General features: G+C 74.5%; 12 protein-coding genes and 1 pseudogene. 7 read left to right on the top strand and 6 right to left on the bottom strand.

Going from position 1 to position 15,086, the window contains the following annotated elements; translation table 11 throughout:
- Positions 1-35 precede the first annotated feature (35 nt).
- The 3 genes from ACZ45Z_RS17090 to ACZ45Z_RS17080 are packed head-to-tail and all read left to right on the top strand — an operon-like array spanning position 36 to position 2,158.
- A complete protein-coding gene (locus tag ACZ45Z_RS17090) occupies positions 36-539 on the top strand; it encodes a hypothetical protein (RefSeq protein ID WP_468362666.1) in 504 nt (167 codons plus the stop codon).
- Positions 509-1,300, top strand: coding sequence for a futalosine hydrolase (locus ACZ45Z_RS17085; RefSeq protein ID WP_468362664.1), 792 nt, complete (start codon positions 509-511; stop codon positions 1,298-1,300). The genes ACZ45Z_RS17090 and ACZ45Z_RS17085 overlap by 31 nt, the downstream gene beginning before the upstream one ends.
- A 9-nt stretch (positions 1,301-1,309) precedes the next feature.
- Entirely contained in the window at positions 1,310-2,158 is an 849-nt protein-coding gene (locus ACZ45Z_RS17080; RefSeq protein ID WP_468362662.1) for a 1,4-dihydroxy-6-naphthoate synthase, read from the top strand.
- A gap of 116 nt (positions 2,159-2,274) precedes the next feature.
- Here ACZ45Z_RS17080 and ACZ45Z_RS17075 read toward each other — a convergent pair whose 3' ends face one another.
- Positions 2,275-2,658 (bottom strand): cold-shock protein, encoded by a 384-nt coding sequence (locus ACZ45Z_RS17075; protein ID WP_069572471.1) that lies wholly within the window; start codon positions 2,656-2,658, stop codon positions 2,275-2,277.
- 193 nt (positions 2,659-2,851) lie between these two features.
- Between ACZ45Z_RS17075 and ACZ45Z_RS17070 the strand changes: the two genes are divergently transcribed.
- Positions 2,852-3,103, top strand: a complete 252-nt coding sequence (locus ACZ45Z_RS17070; RefSeq protein ID WP_468362660.1) for a hypothetical protein — start codon at positions 2,852-2,854, stop codon at positions 3,101-3,103.
- On the opposite strand, the pseudogene ACZ45Z_RS17065 reads toward ACZ45Z_RS17070, so the two are convergent.
- Both ACZ45Z_RS17065 and ACZ45Z_RS17060 read right to left on the bottom strand, forming a co-directional pair.
- Positions 3,067-3,798: pseudogene (locus ACZ45Z_RS17065) on the bottom strand (HAD family hydrolase). The gene ACZ45Z_RS17070 and the pseudogene ACZ45Z_RS17065 sit on opposite strands and share 37 nt — an antisense overlap.
- Before the next feature lie 129 nt (positions 3,799-3,927).
- Positions 3,928-5,232, bottom strand: a complete 1,305-nt coding sequence (locus ACZ45Z_RS17060; protein WP_468362658.1) for a hypothetical protein — start codon at positions 5,230-5,232, stop codon at positions 3,928-3,930.
- Positions 5,233-5,465: 233 nt separating this feature from the next.
- Between ACZ45Z_RS17060 and ACZ45Z_RS17055 the strand changes: the two genes are divergently transcribed.
- Complete coding sequence (locus ACZ45Z_RS17055) at positions 5,466-7,967, top strand: helicase-associated domain-containing protein (RefSeq protein WP_468362656.1); 2,502 nt, start codon at positions 5,466-5,468, stop codon at positions 7,965-7,967.
- A 177-nt stretch (positions 7,968-8,144) separates the two neighbouring features.
- Entirely contained in the window at positions 8,145-9,809 is a 1,665-nt protein-coding gene (locus ACZ45Z_RS17050; protein ID WP_468362654.1) for a DNA repair helicase XPB, read from the top strand.
- A 132-nt stretch (positions 9,810-9,941) separates the two neighbouring features.
- Here the strand turns inward: ACZ45Z_RS17050 and ACZ45Z_RS17045 are convergent, their stop codons facing one another.
- Positions 9,942-11,228: a glycosyltransferase 87 family protein gene (locus tag ACZ45Z_RS17045; RefSeq protein WP_468362652.1), complete on the bottom strand. Its 1,287-nt coding sequence runs from the start codon at positions 11,226-11,228 to the stop codon at positions 9,942-9,944.
- A 163-nt stretch (positions 11,229-11,391) separates the two neighbouring features.
- The gene (locus ACZ45Z_RS17040) at positions 11,392-11,574 is read right to left on the bottom strand and encodes a hypothetical protein (RefSeq protein ID WP_468362650.1); all 183 of its coding nucleotides are present in this window, start codon (positions 11,572-11,574) and stop codon (positions 11,392-11,394) included.
- A gap of 434 nt (positions 11,575-12,008) precedes the next feature.
- Here ACZ45Z_RS17040 and ACZ45Z_RS17035 point away from each other — a divergent pair, with 434 nt between their 5' ends.
- Positions 12,009-14,165, top strand: a complete 2,157-nt coding sequence (locus tag ACZ45Z_RS17035) for a HelD family protein (RefSeq protein ID WP_468362648.1) — start codon at positions 12,009-12,011, stop codon at positions 14,163-14,165.
- Between the two features lie 91 nt (positions 14,166-14,256).
- Here ACZ45Z_RS17035 and ACZ45Z_RS17030 read toward each other — a convergent pair whose 3' ends face one another.
- Positions 14,257-14,979, bottom strand: coding sequence for a copper homeostasis protein CutC (locus ACZ45Z_RS17030; RefSeq protein ID WP_468362645.1), 723 nt, complete (start codon positions 14,977-14,979; stop codon positions 14,257-14,259).
- Positions 14,980-15,086 lie beyond the last annotated feature (107 nt).

The following is a 15,086-nucleotide window of genomic DNA, read 5'->3' as shown; positions in this document are numbered from 1 at the left end:
GTGGCGCGAGCCGGGGCGCCCGATAGCCTGCCCGTATGACCGCTGCGTTGATCTCCTGGGGTAAGGGCCGCCGTGCCGCTGCCGCCATCGGTGCCGTGTCCCTGGGTCTCCTCACCCTCTCCGCCTGCGAGAAGCCGACCGCGCTCGCGACCGTGACCGTCGGCTCGTCGACGGTCACGGCCGAGGCCACCCCCGGGTGTGACGGTGACGACAAGGTTCTCGGCAAGAAGACGATCCAGAAGTGCCTCACCAAGAAGGGTGGCGAGACGATCACCGTCCACCCCGGTGAGAAGGTGCGCGTCGGGGTCGAGCCGGACGTGGCCAAGTCCGGGTGGATCGTCATCGGCGGCGGGCCCGTCATGCGCGAGCCCAGCAAGGAGACGTACCGCAGCTTCGACGCGGACGACCTCTTCGCCCAGCAGAACCCGCAGACCGGGCAGACGTCGTACTCCAAGACTGTCACCCTCCAGGTCGCCGAGCTGGGCGCCGGCGAGGGCCCCAAGACCATGTGGCACTTCTCGCTGAAGCAGAAGGACTGAGCCCTCTGACCGGGGACCGCCCGCCGCGGGTACTGGTCGTCACGGCGGTGGCCGCCGAGCGCGACGCGGTGTGCGCCGCCGGGGAGTCCCCTGAGCGGATGCCGCTGCCCGGCGGTCAGGTCCTGCTGCGCGCGGCCCGGCCGACCGGTGCGGGGCCCGCGTTCGACGTGCTCGCCGCCGGGGTCGGCCCGGCCGCCGCGGCCGCCGGCACGGCCACCGCGCTGACCGCCGCGGCGCTCTCCGGCACGCCGTACGCCCTGGTCGTCTCGGCCGGTATCGGCGGCGGCTTCCCGCCCGGCGCGCCCCTGGGCTCACTGGTCGTCGCGGACGCGATCGTCGCCGCCGACCTCGGTGCGCAGACCCCGGACGGTTTCGTACCGGTCACCGAGCTGGGCTTCGGCACGGTGGCGCACCGGCCCGATCCCGCGCTCGTACGGGCCGTCGCGGCGGCCACCGGCGCCACGGCCGGCACGGTGGTCACCGTCTCGACGGTCACCGGCAGCGCGGCCCGCACCGAGGAGCTGGCGGGTCGTCATCCCGGGGTGCTGGCGGAGGCGATGGAGGGGTTCGGGGTGGCCGAGGCGGCCGCCGCGCACGGCGTGCCCGTCCTGGAGATCCGCGCCGTCTCCAACGCCGTCGGCCCGCGCGACCGCGCCGCCTGGCGGATCGGTGAGGCGCTCGCCGCGCTGACCGGTGCCTTCCGCGCGCTGCCCGGCGCCCTGACGGCGACGCCGGTTCCGGCCCCCGCACCGCTTTCGTAGGAGGAACCCGTGACCCGCCCCCTGGACCTCGCCTACTCGCCCTGCCCGAACGACACCTTCGTCTTCGACGCCCTGGCCCACGGCCGGGTCCCCGGCGCCCCGGAGGTCGCGGTCACCTTCGCCGACATCGACGTCACCAACGGGATGGCCGAGCGCGGCGAGTTCGACGTGTTGAAGGTGTCGTACGCGGTGCTGCCGTGGGTGCTGGAGGAGTACGCGCTGCTGCCCTGCGGCGGGGCGCTGGGGCGCGGCTGCGGTCCGCTGGTGCTGACCCGGGAGCCGGGCGCGGCCGCGGACCTGGCGGGCCGCACGGTGGCGGTGCCCAGTGAGCGGTCCACCGCGTATCTGCTGTTCCGGCTGTGGGCGGCGGCCGAGGTGCCGGGCGGCGTCGGCGAGGTCGTGGTGCTGCCGTTCCACGAGATCATGCCGGCCGTGCGGGACGGCAAGGTGGACGCGGGCCTGGTCATCCACGAGGCGCGCTTCACCTACCGGAACTACGGGCTGTTCCGCCTGGCCGACATGGGCGAGCACTGGGAGTCGACCACCGGCCTGCCGATCCCGCTGGGCGCGATCATCGCCAAGCGGTCGCTGGGCGAGCGGACCCTGCACGACCTGACGGCCGCGATCCGCACCTCCGTCCGCATGGCGTGGGACGACCCCGAGGCGTCCCGGCCGTATGTGCGGGAGCACGCGCAGGAGATGGACCCGGCGGTCGCCGACCAGCACATCGGGCTGTACGTCAACGAGTTCACCGCGGACCTGGGCGAGAACGGCTACGCCGCGGTGCGCGGACTGCTGACACGCGCCGCGGCCGAGGGGCTCGTACCGCCCCTCGGCCGCGATGCGCTGGCTGTCTGAATTTCTCCGGTATGCGGCCCGCCGGGCGGAATTCCCGGTGCGTTCCCGGTCGGTTCCCGTGGGTTCCCGGTGTGAGATGCGCTACGCCGTGCGCCGGTTTTCTTCGGGCGACCGCCTCACACGTCCAGTTGGTCGGCGACCGCCCGCAGCATGCCGGCGATCTTCGAGCCGTGCGCCTTGTCCGGGTAACGGCCGCGCTCCAACTGCTGGGTGACGTTCTCCAGGAGCGTGGTGAGGTCCTGCACGATCGACGCGAGTTCGTCGGGCTTGCGGCGCTGCGCCGCCGCCACCGAGGGCGCGGGGTCCAAAAGCGTGACGGTCAGCGCCTGATCGCCGCGCTGGCCTGCGACGACGCCGAACTCGACGCGCTGGCCCGGCTTGAGCGCGGCCACGCCGTCGGGCAGCACCGACGAGTGCACGAAGACGTCACCGCCGTCATCGCGGGAGAGAAAGCCGAAGCCCTTCTCGCTGTTGAACCACTTGACCTTGCCGGTAGGCACGTCTGTCCTCGTCCTCGTACTCGTTGGAAAAAGCTGGGCTGGGGCCACCGCGGAATCCGGAGGAAAAGTGGTCCGGATAGCAGTGCAGCGGGCCGCAGGGCCCGCCACCACCAAGGCTAATGGTCCGGTGCCCGCTGACAAGCCGTCCCCGGGGGGATCCTCAGTGCATCTGGCCCCGACTTACCCTGGTCAGGTGTCTGACGAAACTCCCCAGGCCGGGGATCTGCTGGTCCGAATCGGCGCGATCATGTTCCTAGTTGGCGCACTGGCCACTCTCGCCACTGTGACGCCGCTGTTCCTCGGAACCGAACCGCTGCCGTCCGCTTTCTACTGGGTCTGCATGCTCATGGGCGCCGGGTTCCTCACCGCCGCGGCCGGGGTGATCCGGTCCGCCCTCGCCCAGCGCCGTCAGGCCGAGGCGGCGTCCGCCCCTTCGGCCACGTAGTCCCCGTCGGGCGCCTGCGCCGCGCCGGCCACGTAGCCCTCCAGCCAGGCGGGGAACTCCGTCAGGTCGCCGAGCACGACGTCGGCGCCGGCGGCGCGTAGTTCCGCCGCGTCGCACGGCCCGGTGGCCACGGCGACGGACAGCGCACCGGCGGCCCGCGCCCCGCGCACGTCACCGGTGTGGTCGCCCACGTAGACGCGGGCGCCCTGTGCGCGCAGCGCCACGGCCTTGGCCTCCGCCCACAGGGAGCCGATGACGGCGTCCGCCTCGATCCCCAGATGCCGCAGGTGCAGTTCGGCGCTGGGCTCGTACTTCGCGGTGACGACCACCGCCCGGCCGCCCACCCGCCGTCCGCCGTCCGGCGCCGGGAGGGGCCGCACGCCCGCCCCAAGGGACCGGACCGCCGCGAGGGCCTCCCGGGCGCCGGCCATCGCGAGCGTCCCGGTGATGGCGTGCTCCGGATACAGCTCCCGGTACAGGGCGCTGATCTCCGCCACCCGCTCCTGGGGGAACCAGCGGCGGATCTCCTCCTCCAGCGGCGGCCCCAGCCGGGTCACGGCCAGGTCGGCGTCGACGAACGTCCCCGTCCGGGCCGACAAAGCCTGTTACGTCGCCTTGATGCCGGGGCGGGAGTCGATCAGGGTCATGTCGAGGTCGAAGCCGACCGTCAGGGGTTGCGCAGCCATGCCGGCCATTGTGCCGGGCGGGTGGGGCGGGGTGGGCAGGCGGGCGGGGGCCCTGGTGAGCGGGCCGGGGCCAGGGCCCTGGTGAGCGGGCGGGGCCGGGTGGGCGGGCCGGGTACCCGCTCTCGGTCGCTGCCCGCCTCAGGCCCGGTTCCTCGTCCGCCACACCAGGTACAGGGCGGTGGCGATCGCCGCGACCCGCGCCGTTCCCGGCAGCCCGTCGATCAGTTCCTGGCCCAGCCGGCCCTCGGCGAGGGGCTCGCCCCACCGCTTGTCGAACCGTCCCCACAGCCACACCAGCACCCCGCCGAAAACGATTCCCGGCACGCCCAGCGCCGCGAACTTCGCCTCCGTCCGGCTCAGCCGCCGGGAGACGTACGCCAGCGCCCAGCCGCCCGCCAGGGCGAGCCACGAGCCCAGCAGCGCGCCGGCGGCCAGCAGCAGCACGGCCAACGTCACGACGGGGCCGAGCCGCGCCCACAGCGCCCTCCCGGCGGCGGGCGCCGGCTCCTCGGCGCCGCCCTCCGCCACGGACTCGTCCGCCACCGGTGCCGCGCCCCGCCGGCCCAGCGCCCGGCGCAGCACCCGACCCGCCAGGCCGGGAGGCGGACGCTGCCCGGCGGCCACACTCCCGCCGTCCGCGCCGTCCTTGAGGCCCCCGCCGGTGCCGGCCGCCCCGTCCTTTTCCGGCGACTTCCCAGCGGGCTTCCCCAGCGCCGTCCGCAGCGACCACCCCGGCGGCTTTCCCAACGCCTTCTCCGGCGACTTCTCCGGCGACAGCGGACGGTCCTCCTCCGGCCGCTGCCAGACCTCCGGGATCTCGATGCCGCCGACGAATCCGTGCACCGTCTCGCCCGGCCCGAACGGCGTCGGCTCCACCCGCCACCAGTCGGCGGAGGCGTCCGCGTCACCCAGCTCCTCCGCGCTCGCGAGATGCGGCGGTGAGGCGATCCGCTCCTCGGGGCGGGCGGCGCGCGCGGGCCGGGCGGTCTTCTTCAGGAAGCCGCTACGGCCGGACGTCCCGGCCCCGGCGGCCCCCTCCCGAGGCGCGGGCACCTTGCCGGTCAGCCCGCCGAGCCAGGCCGCCCCGCCGAGCTTGCCCAGGGTCCCCTGGCGCGCGGGGGGCGAGTCGGCCGGCCGGGGGGCAGGGGGCGCGGCCGGTTCGGCAGGGCTCGGGATTTCGGGGCCGGCGGGCCCGGTCGCGGCGTCGCCGGCCGGCTCGCGGCCCGCCCGTGCCCCGGCCGCGCCCACCACCGCCTCCGGCGTGCCCAGGCGCGAAAGGATCCGTTTCACGCCGGGCACCGAGTCGGTCTTCTGCGCCTCGATCTCGGCCCGCAGCGTGGCCACCAGCCGCATTCGCGCGCCGGAGGGCAGACCGCGCTGCTGGGCCAGGTCGCCCACCCGGCTCAGATAGTCAAAGACGAGCTGTTCGCTCTCGATCCCCACGAAATCCCCTGCGGCGTCCGCTGGTTGCTGCCCCGACGGTACCGCTTCGCCCCTCGCGCGGGCCTAAGGCCGCCGGACGGACCGGCCCGGGACGCGAACCCGCCCGGCTCCCGGGGCGACGAGGACGGCGCGCCCGGCCCGGGTGCGCGTAAGGGCGCGAGGGGCGCGCGTACGGCGGCCACCGCGCCGTCAACCGGTGCCTCCGCGCCCCCGGCACCGCTAACGTAGGACGAATGACCGGTACACCCCGCACCCTCGCCGAGGAGCTCAGAACCCGCACCGACAGCGGGCTCGCCGGCCTGCTGCGGGCCAGGCCCGACCTGCTCAATCCGGTCCCGGGCGATGTGACGCAGTTGGCCACCCGGGCCGGCACGCGGGCGTCCGTCGTCCGCGCCGTGGAACGGCTCGACCGGTTCGCGCTCCAGACCGCCGAGGCGCTGGCGGTGGCCCCCGACCCCTGCCCGTACGACACGCTCGGCGCGCTGATGGCCGGGGACGCCGGGGACGAGGCGGTCGCCGCGGAGCTGCCCCGGGCGGTCGCCGAGCTGCGCGCCCAGGCGCTGGTGTGGGGTCCGGACGACCGGCTGCGGCTGGTGCGTACGGCACGTGAGCTGCTCGCGCCCAGCGCCGCGCACCCCTCGCCGACCGGCCTGGGCCCGACGGTCGCCGAGGCCACGGCCGGGATGTCGCCGGGCCGGCTCCAGGAGATCCTGGCCGCCGCCGGGCTGCCGGCCACCCACGACCCGGTCTCCGCCGTCGCCGCGCTCACCGACCTCTTCGGCGACCGCGCCCGGATGGCGGCGCTGCTGGACACCGCGCCCGCGGAGTCCGTCGCGGTCCTCGACAAGCTGCTGTGGGGCCCGCCCTACGGCGGTGTCACCGACCGGCCGGCGCCGCATCTGCGGTGGCTGCTCGACCGCGGCCTGCTGATCCCGGCGGGCGCGCGCAACGTCGTCCTGCCCCGCGAGGCCGCGCTCCACCTGCGCGACGGGCGGGCCCACCGCACCCCCGAGCCCGTACCGCCCGCGCTGTCGCCCACCACCGAACGCGATCCGGGCCTGGTGGACCACGCCGCCGCGAGCCAGGCGTTCACGGCGCTGGCGACCGTCGAGGAGCTGCTCAAGGAGTGGGATCTGGGCGGTCCGGGCGTGCTGCGCGCCGGCGGGCTGAGCGTCCGCGACCTCAAGCGGACCGCCGCGGCCCTGGACACCACCGAGCAGCTCGCCGCCTTCTGGCTCGAACTGGCCTACGCGGCCGGGCTGGTGGCCTCCGACGGCGAGGCCGACGAGCGGTACGCCGCCACCCCGGCCGCCGAGGAGTGGCTGCGGCTGCCCGACCACGAGCGCTGGGCCGCGCTGGCGGCCGGCTGGCTGGCCGCGACCCGCGCCCCGGGCCTGGTCGGCAGCGCCGACGCCAAGGGGCGCGCGCTCGCCGCGCTCGGCCCGCACCTCGATCGTTCCGCCGCCCCCGAGGTCCGCCGCCGCGCCCTCGCCCTCCTGGCCTCCCTGCCGCCCGGCACCTCCGTACCGCCCGCCGCCGTCCTCGCCCGCCTCCGCTGGGAGCGTCCCCTGCGCGGCGCGGCGTCCCAGATCCCCGGCCCGGCGAGCGGGGGCGCCGCCGCGCCCGCCGGCGCCCCCGCCCCCGCCGACGACCTGCGCTCCCGGCTCGCCCAGTGGGCACTGGGGGAGGCCGAGCTCCTCGGCGTGACCGGGCGCGGCGCGCTGGCCGCCCACGGCCGGGCCCTGATCGACACCCCCACCGCCTCGGCCGCCCCGACGCCCGCGGAAACCCGCGCCGCCGCGGAGCGCGCCGCCGCGCTGCTGGCCCCGCTCCTGCCCGAGCCGCTCGACCACGTCCTGCTCCAGGCGGACCTGACCGCGGTCGCCCCGGGCCCGTTGCGCCGCCCGCTCGCCGAAGCGCTCGGCGTCCTGGCCGACATCGAGTCCAAGGGCGGCGCGACGGTCTACCGCTTCACGCCCGGCTCCGTACGCCGCGCTCTGGACGCCGGCCGGTCCGCCTCCGAACTGCGGGACTTCCTCACCGCCCACTCCAGCACCCCCGTGCCCCAGCCGCTCGCCTACCTGATCGACGACGTGGCCCGCAAGCACGGCCGGCTGCGGATCGGCGCCGCCTCCGCCTACGTCCGCTGCGACGACGACGCCCTGCTCTCCGAGATCCTCGCCGACCGCCGCGCCGCGAACCTGCGGCTGCGCCGCCTCGCCCCGACCGTCCTGGCCGCGCAGACCGCCCCCGACCAACTCCTGGACGGCCTGCGCGCGATGGGCTACGCCCCGGCCGCCGAATCCTCCGAGGGCGACGTCCTGATCGCCCGCCCCGACTCCTACCGCACCCCGCCGCGCACCGCCCCCGCCCCGGTCCCCGAGGGCCCCCCGTCGCCCGACCCCACCCTCTTGGACGCGGCGGTGCGCGCCATCCGCGCCGGCGACCTGGCCGCCACCGCGGAACGCAAGCCCGTCCCCGCCCCGGCCTCCGGCGCCCTGCCACGCACCACGTCCGCCGAAACCCTCGCCACGATGCAGGCCGCCGTCCTGACCCAGTCCGCCCTCTGGATCGGCTATGTCAACGCCGACGGCGCCGCCAGCCAACGCGTCATCGCCCCCGTACGCGTCGAAGGCGGCTTCGTCACCGCCTACGACCACACCTCCGACGAGGTCCGCACCTACCCCCTGCACCGCATCACGGGCGTGGCGGAACTGGCGGACGACGCGGTGTGAGGAAGGGGAATCCCCGCACCCGGCCGAGCGCTGAAGGCGGTGGCGGTCGGGCGGGCGGGTAGCCGAGCCCGGGGGTTGCGGGGATGGGGCACACTGGACGTTTGGCCGTATCCGCGGTCGGATCCCCCGGTCGGCCGGTAGCCGCGGTCGGTGCCCAGGAAGCGAAAGGCGAGGCGCGTGAACGGACCTCTCATCGTCCAGAGCGACAAGACGCTGCTTCTGGAGGTGGACCACGAGCTGGCGGACGCGTGCCGGCGGGCCATCGCGCCCTTCGCGGAGCTGGAGCGGGCTCCGGAGCACATCCACACCTACCGGGTGACGCCGCTGGGGCTGTGGAACGCGCGGGCTGCCGGGCACGACGCCGAGCAGGTCGTCGACGCGCTGGTGCAGTTCTCGCGCTATCCGGTGCCGCACGCGCTGCTCGTCGACATCGCCGAGACCATGTCGCGCTACGGGCGGCTCACGCTCACCAAGCACCCCGCGCACGGTCTGGTGCTGACCACCACCGACCGTCCGGTGCTGGAGGAGATCCTGCGCTCCAAGAAGGTGCAGCCGCTGGTCGGGGCGCGGCTGGACCCGGACAGTGTCGTCGTCCACCCCTCCGAGCGCGGGCAGATCAAGCAGACGCTGCTGAAGCTGGGCTGGCCCGCCGAGGACCTGGCCGGTTATGTCGACGGTGAGGCGCATCCGATCGAGCTGGCCGAGAACGGCTGGGCGCTGCGGCCGTATCAGCAGCAGGCCGTCCAGGGCTTCTGGCACGGCGGCTCGGGTGTGGTCGTGCTGCCCTGTGGCGCCGGAAAGACGCTGGTCGGGGCGGGTGCGATGGCGCAGGCCAAGGCCACCACGCTGATCTTGGTGACGAATACGGTCTCGGCCCGCCAGTGGAAGCACGAGCTGGTGAAGCGGACCTCGCTGACCGAGGAGGAGATCGGCGAGTACAGCGGGACGCGCAAGGAGATCCGGCCGGTCACGATCGCTACCTACCAGGTGCTGACGACCAAGCGGAAGGGCGTCTACCCGCATCTGGAGCTGTTCGACTCCCGCGACTGGGGCCTGATCGTCTACGACGAGGTGCACCTGCTGCCCGCGCCGGTCTTCAAGTTCACCGCCGATCTCCAGGCCAGGCGGCGGCTGGGCCTGACCGCGACGCTGGTGCGGGAGGACGGCCGGGAGTCGGACGTCTTCTCGCTCATCGGCCCCAAGCGGTTCGACGCGCCGTGGAAGGAGATCGAGGCGCAGGGGTACATCGCGCCGGCGGACTGTGTCGAGGTGCGCGTCAATCTGACCGACTCCGAGCGGCTGGCGTACGCGACGGCCGAGACGGAGGAGAAGTACCGCTTCTGCGCGACGACGGCCAGCAAGCAGCGGGTGACGGAGGCGCTGGTGCGCAAGCACCAGGGCGAGCAGACGCTGGTGATCGGGCAGTACATCGACCAGTTGGACGAGCTGGGTGACCATCTGGACGCGCCGGTGATCAAGGGCGAGACGAGCAACGCGCAGCGCGAGAAGCTGTTCGGCGCGTTCCGCGAGGGCGAGATCTCCGTCCTGGTCGTCTCCAAGGTCGCGAACTTCTCCATCGACCTGCCCGAGGCGACCGTCGCCATCCAGGTGTCCGGCACGTTCGGCTCGCGCCAGGAGGAGGCCCAGCGGCTGGGCCGGGTGCTGCGCCCGAAGGCGGACGGGCACGAGGCGCGGTTCTACTCGGTCGTCGCGCGCGACACCATCGACCAGGATTTCGCGGCGCACCGCCAGCGCTTCCTGGCCGAGCAGGGGTACGCGTACCGGATCGTGGACGCCGATGAGCTGCTGGGCGCGGGCGAGGACGTCGCGGAGGACGTCTGAGAGGGACGTCCCCAGGGGACGTCTGAGAGGGACGTCGCAGGGGACGTCTGAGAGGGACGTCGCAGGGGACGTCTGAGAGGGCATCTGAGGCGCGGTCCCTACGGGGGCAGGGTGCTGGGGCCGGGTGCTTGCTCAGCTCGTGCGGGACCGGGTGGTGAGCGGTCGTTGGTCGGTGCGCGGCGGTGGGATGCGGCCGGGCTCGGCCGCCGGGCCGGTGCCGGCGCGCGTCCACCACAGCAGCGCGGCCGGGAGGGCCAGTCCGAGCAGGGGGTACGGCGCCGCGAGCGGCTGCTGCCACCAGGCGAGGTGCAGGTCGAGGTCGCCGGCGTGCGGGACGATCCACAGGGTGCGGGCGGTGAACGCCATGGTGACGAGCGCCAGCAGCGCGCGGCGCCAGGCGACGCCCCGGGTGTGCGCGGCGAGTGCGGCCAGCAGCGGGACGCACCAGACCCAGTGGTGGGACCAACTGATCGGCGAGACCAGCAGCGCCGTGACGGCCGTACAGAGCACGCCCCAGTTGTCCAGGCCGCGCCGCAGGTGGACCCGGCGCGCGGCGTACAGCCCGGCCACGGCCGTGAGCAGCGCCGCCCCCGCCCACAGGATGCCGGGCTCCGGGTCGTGCAGAGCGCGCGCGATCATGCCCTGGAGGGACTGGTTGTCGACGATCCACGCCTTGCCGACCCGCCCGGTCTCGAACATGCGCCGGGTCCAGAACTCGACGCTGGCCTCCGGCAGCACCAGCGCGCCGATCAGCACGGACGCGGCGAACCCGGCGAACGCGGTGCCCGCCGCCTTCACCCGGCCCGTGACGAGGAGATAGACGGCGAAGAGCGCGGGCGTGAGCTTGACGCCCGCCGCGACACCTACGGCGAACCCCTTGAACCGGGCGCCGTCCGGCCGGGAGAGGTCCCACAGCACCAGGCAGGCGAGGGCGAGGTTGACCTGCCCGAAGACGAAGGTCTGGAAGACCGGTTCGAGCCAGAGGCCGAGGGCCGTGGCGGCCAGCAGGGTGGAGGCGGTGTGCGCGGCCCGGCGCAGGCCGGCGGCCTTGAGCGAGAGGTGGACCAGGAGGGCGAGGAGACCCGCGTTGACCAGCACGCAGGCGATCTTGAGGGTGCTGAGCGAGAGCCACGTCGTGGGGATGAACAGGAGGGCGGCGAAGGGCGGGTAGGTGGCCGGGAGGTTCCACTTGGTGACGGTGAAGCCGTAGAGGTCACCGCCGACGGCGGCGGCCTCCCCCTCGGCGCGGTAGACCACTATGTCCGACATCGGCAGCGGCTGGACGGTGTAGAGCACCCACAGTCCGGCGAACGAGGCCACGAGCAGCGCTCCGGCGAGCGCCAGGCGGCGGGGGTCGGCGACGCTCTGCGCCCAGGTGCGTCTCCACGTCCACGTTCCCGTTCCGTCGGCGGCAGACACCGGTTGACCCTCCTCGTCACCCTGAGCGCGCTCTCGTCGGTGACGCTAGTCGATCGAAGCCGACCGTCTGTAACGGTTTCCGGTCATCTGGCTGTCCGGTCGGGGTCGGTGTCGTGTCGGTGTCGGTGTCGGTGTCGGGTCAATCCGTCAGGCCGGGGTCGGTTCAGTCATCGGCGTACTCCCCCAGCACCACCACGCTGAAGGCGGCCACGGTGAAGACCTTCACCGCGCGCAGGGCGGTGCTCAGCCGGGGGCGGTCGTCGTGGATGCGCTCCGCGCGGCGGGTGCGCTTCTCGCTCAGGGAGGACGGGTGGACGGCGGTGGGGTTCATCATCGCGCTGCTCATGTCTCCATGATGGATTTCACGCGTTTGCCGCACATCGGCCCGTGGGCCTATCCCGAACGGGCCGGACCTCAGCCTCCGGGCCGACCCCGACCCCTACGGGAGGGGGACCGGACTCAGGGTCATCCCGCACGGGTAGGCCGTCGCAGAGCCGTTGACGCGGGCCGTCGGAGATCCGTTGACGCGGACCGTCGGAGATCCGTTGGCGCGGGCCCCGGAGATCCCTCGGCGCGGGCCGCCCAATATTCGTTGGCGCCCCGAATCCCCGCTGACTACACTCGCGCGTCTGCCTGCCTCCCTCCGAGGAGTGCCGCCGACCGGACGGAAACCGGCCGGCCCTTCGCTTCACGCCGATGACCCGCCCGCCGCATCGCACGGGCCCGCCGCGCCCGCTCCACCGGCGCGCACCCGCCGCAGCACTTCCCGGAGGCAACCCCGTGCCCTCGCACGCCCACCCGTCACCCGACCCCCACGCCACGTCCTCCCCCAACCCCCTCGACCGCGAACGCGCCCACCTCGCCGCCTCCCGCGCCGCCCTCCGCGCCATGCGCGCCGACGCCGAGGCGCTGAACATCGCCGACGTCACCGCGAACTGGGTCAACGCCGAGGTGCTGCAAGGCGAGATCGACGCCCGCATCAAGGCCCTCGCCGACCTCTCCCACACCCCGCTCTTCTTCGGCCGCCTGGACTACCTCCACGCGCCCGGCCTCGACCGCGCCGAAGGCGCCTCCGGCGAGAGCTTCTACATCGGCCGGCGGCACGTCCACGACGCCGACGGCGACCCCATGGTCATCGACTGGCGCGCCCCCGTCTCCCAGCCGTTCTACCGGGCCTCCAAGAAGGACCCGATGGATCTGAAGCTGCGCCGGAGGTTCGGCTACACGGGCGGTGAGCTGACGGCCTACGAGGACGAGCACCTCACCGACCCGTCCGAGGAGCAGCGGACCAGCCGCCTCCTCCAGTCGGAGATCGAGCGGCCGCGCGTCGGCCCGATGCGGGACATCGTCGCGACGATCCAGCCGGAGCAGGACGAGATCGTGCGCGCCGGGATCGGCGGTTCGGTCTGCGTCCAGGGCGCGCCGGGCACCGGCAAGACGGCGGTCGGCCTGCACCGGGTGGCGTATCTGCTGTACGCGCACCGGGAGCGGCTGGCCCGCTCCGGCACCCTGGTCATCGGCCCGAACCGCTCCTTCCTCCACTACATCGAGCAGGTGCTGCCCGCGCTGGGCGAGCTGGAGGTCAAGCAGGCCACGGTCGACGACCTGGTCGGGCATGTGGAGGTGCGCGGCACGGACGACGCGGCCGCCGCGACGGTCAAGGGCGACGCGCGGATGGCGGAGGTGCTGCGCCGCGCCGTCCGTTCGCACATCACGATGCCGCGGGAGCCGTGCGTGGTGGTCCGCGGCTCCCGCCGCTGGCGCGTCCCCGCGTACGAACTGGAGGAGATCGTCCGGGAGTTGATGGACCGGGAGATCCGTTACGGCGCGGCGCGCGAGGCGCTGCCGCAGCGGATCGCGCACGCCGTGCTGGTCCGCATGGAGCAGGCCGGCGAGGCGCCGGACGACCGTGTGCAGGACGCGGTGGCCCGTAACGCCGCGGTGAAGGCGCTGGTGAAGGAGGTGTGGCCGCCGGTCGATCCGGCGAAGCTGGTGCTGCGGCTGCTGGGCGACGCGGAGTTCCTCGCCGAGCGGGCCGAGGGCATCCTGACGCCGGACGAGCAGAAGACGATCCTGTGGGCGAAGCCGGCCCGGAGCGTCAAGAGCGCCAAGTGGTCCGCGGCGGACGCGGTGCTGATCGACGAGGCGATGGACCTGGTGGCTCGGACCCACTCGCTGGGCCATGTGGTCCTGGACGAGGCGCAGGATCTCTCCCCGATGCAGTACCGCGCGGTGGGCCGCCGCTGCTCGACGGGTTCGGCGACGATCCTCGGCGATATCGCGCAGGGCACGACCCCGTGGGCGACCGGCACCTGGGAGGAGGCGCTGGCCCATCTGGGCAAGCCGGAGGCGACGGTGGAGGAGCTGACGCAGGGCTTCCGGGTGCCGCGTGAGGTCATCGCGTACGCGTCCCGGTTGCTGCCGGCCATCGCTCCCGACCTGACGGAGGCCACCTCGATCCGCGAGTCGGCGGGCGACTTCGAGGTACGCCGCGTCGCGCCCGGCGAGCTGGACGCGGCCGTCCTGGGGGCCTGCGACGCGGCCCTGGCGAAGGAGGGCTCGGTCGGGCTGATCGCGGCGGAGGCCCGCGTTCCGGCCCTGCGGGCGGCCCTGGCGGCGGCGGGGGTGTCCTGCCTGGCCCCCGGCGAGGAGACGACCGCCGCGTCCCGGCTGACGCTGGTGCCCGCCACGCTCGCGAAGGGCCTGGAGTACGACTACGTGGTGCTGGACGAGCCGGCCGCGATCGTCGACGGCGAACCGGACGAGCGCACCGGGCTGCGCCGGCTGTACGTCTGCCTGACCCGCCCGGTTTCCGGCCTGACGGTGATTCACGCGGCGGGGCTTCCGGAGCAACTGGGGCAGCGGGAGCCTGGGGCGGCCGGAGAGCCCGGGGCAGCGGGAGAGCCCGGGGCAGAGGGAGAGCCGTTGAGGGCATGAGCCGCGGGCCGGGAGCCGGGCCGTCGGCGAAGCCCGTGGGAAACGGGCCCCGGCCGCCTGCCCGGAGCCCGCTTCCCACGCGGTGGCCGCCCTACGCCAGGGCCTGGCCCGCCACGTCGTCCAGCGCCTCGCGCCAGCGCCGTACGGCCGCCGCGTCCACCGGCGCCGACCAGCCGTCCGGGCGGGCGGCACCGCCGATGTGGAACGCGTCGAGACCGGCCGCGCGCAGCGCCGGGAGATGGTCGAGGGTGAGCCCGCCGCCGACCAGGAGGCGCGGCGCGTATCCCGGCTCGTCCGCCGCCGTGCGGGCCTGTTCGGCCAGCAGCGTCGGCAGTCCCTCGGTGACCCCCTGGGCAGCGCCCGCCGTCAGGATCGTGTCGAGGCCGGCCGCCGCCGATCCGGCCAGCTCCTTGCGCAACGCGTCGCGGTCGGCGGCCCGGTCGATGGCCCGGTGGAAGGTCCAGCGGCAGCCGTCGATCACCTCGGACAGCGCCTGGACGGCGTCCATGTCCGGTCGGCCGTCGGGCGTCAGGAAGCCGAGGACGAACTCGTCGGCGCCCTCCGCCCGCAGCGCCGCGGCGTCCTCGCACAGCGCCGCGAGGTCACCGGCGGCGAACCCGTCGGCGGCCCGCAGCATCACCCGTAGCGGCAGGTCGACGGCCGCCCGGATCGCCGCGAAGACGGCGGGCGTCGGGGTCAGCCCGTCGGCCGCCATGTCGGTGACGAGTTCCAGGCGGTCAGCCCCTCCGGCCTGGGCGGCGACCGCGTCCTGCGGGTCGAGCGCGATCACCTCCAGGAGTGCGCGCTTACTCATGTGACCCCAATCCCGAGCCGACGACAGGTCTAGTCCAATAGACCAGCGTAAGGGCTGCCGACCCCTGGATGCGCGCATTGCCTCATCAGGCGAGGCCCAAAACCCCC

Source organism: Streptomyces sp. NPDC031210 (assembly GCF_055570395.1).
The sequence above is the reverse complement of the archived record's forward strand: the minus strand, read 5'-3'. Positions and strand labels throughout refer to the sequence as shown.

Bases quoted from the DNA above. Each gene is read 5' to 3' on its own strand.
- ACZ45Z_RS17030 (WP_468362645.1), bottom strand. From the start codon at position 14,979: ATGAGTAAGCGCGCACTCCTGGAGGTGATCGCGCTCGACCCGCAGGAC.
- ACZ45Z_RS17055 (WP_468362656.1), top strand. From the start codon at position 5,466: ATGACCGGTACACCCCGCACCCTCGCCGAGGAGCTCAGAACCCGCACC.
- ACZ45Z_RS17090 (WP_468362666.1), top strand. From the start codon at position 36: ATGACCGCTGCGTTGATCTCCTGGGGTAAGGGCCGCCGTGCCGCTGCC.
- ACZ45Z_RS17040 (WP_468362650.1), bottom strand. From the start codon at position 11,574: ATGAGCAGCGCGATGATGAACCCCACCGCCGTCCACCCGTCCTCCCTG.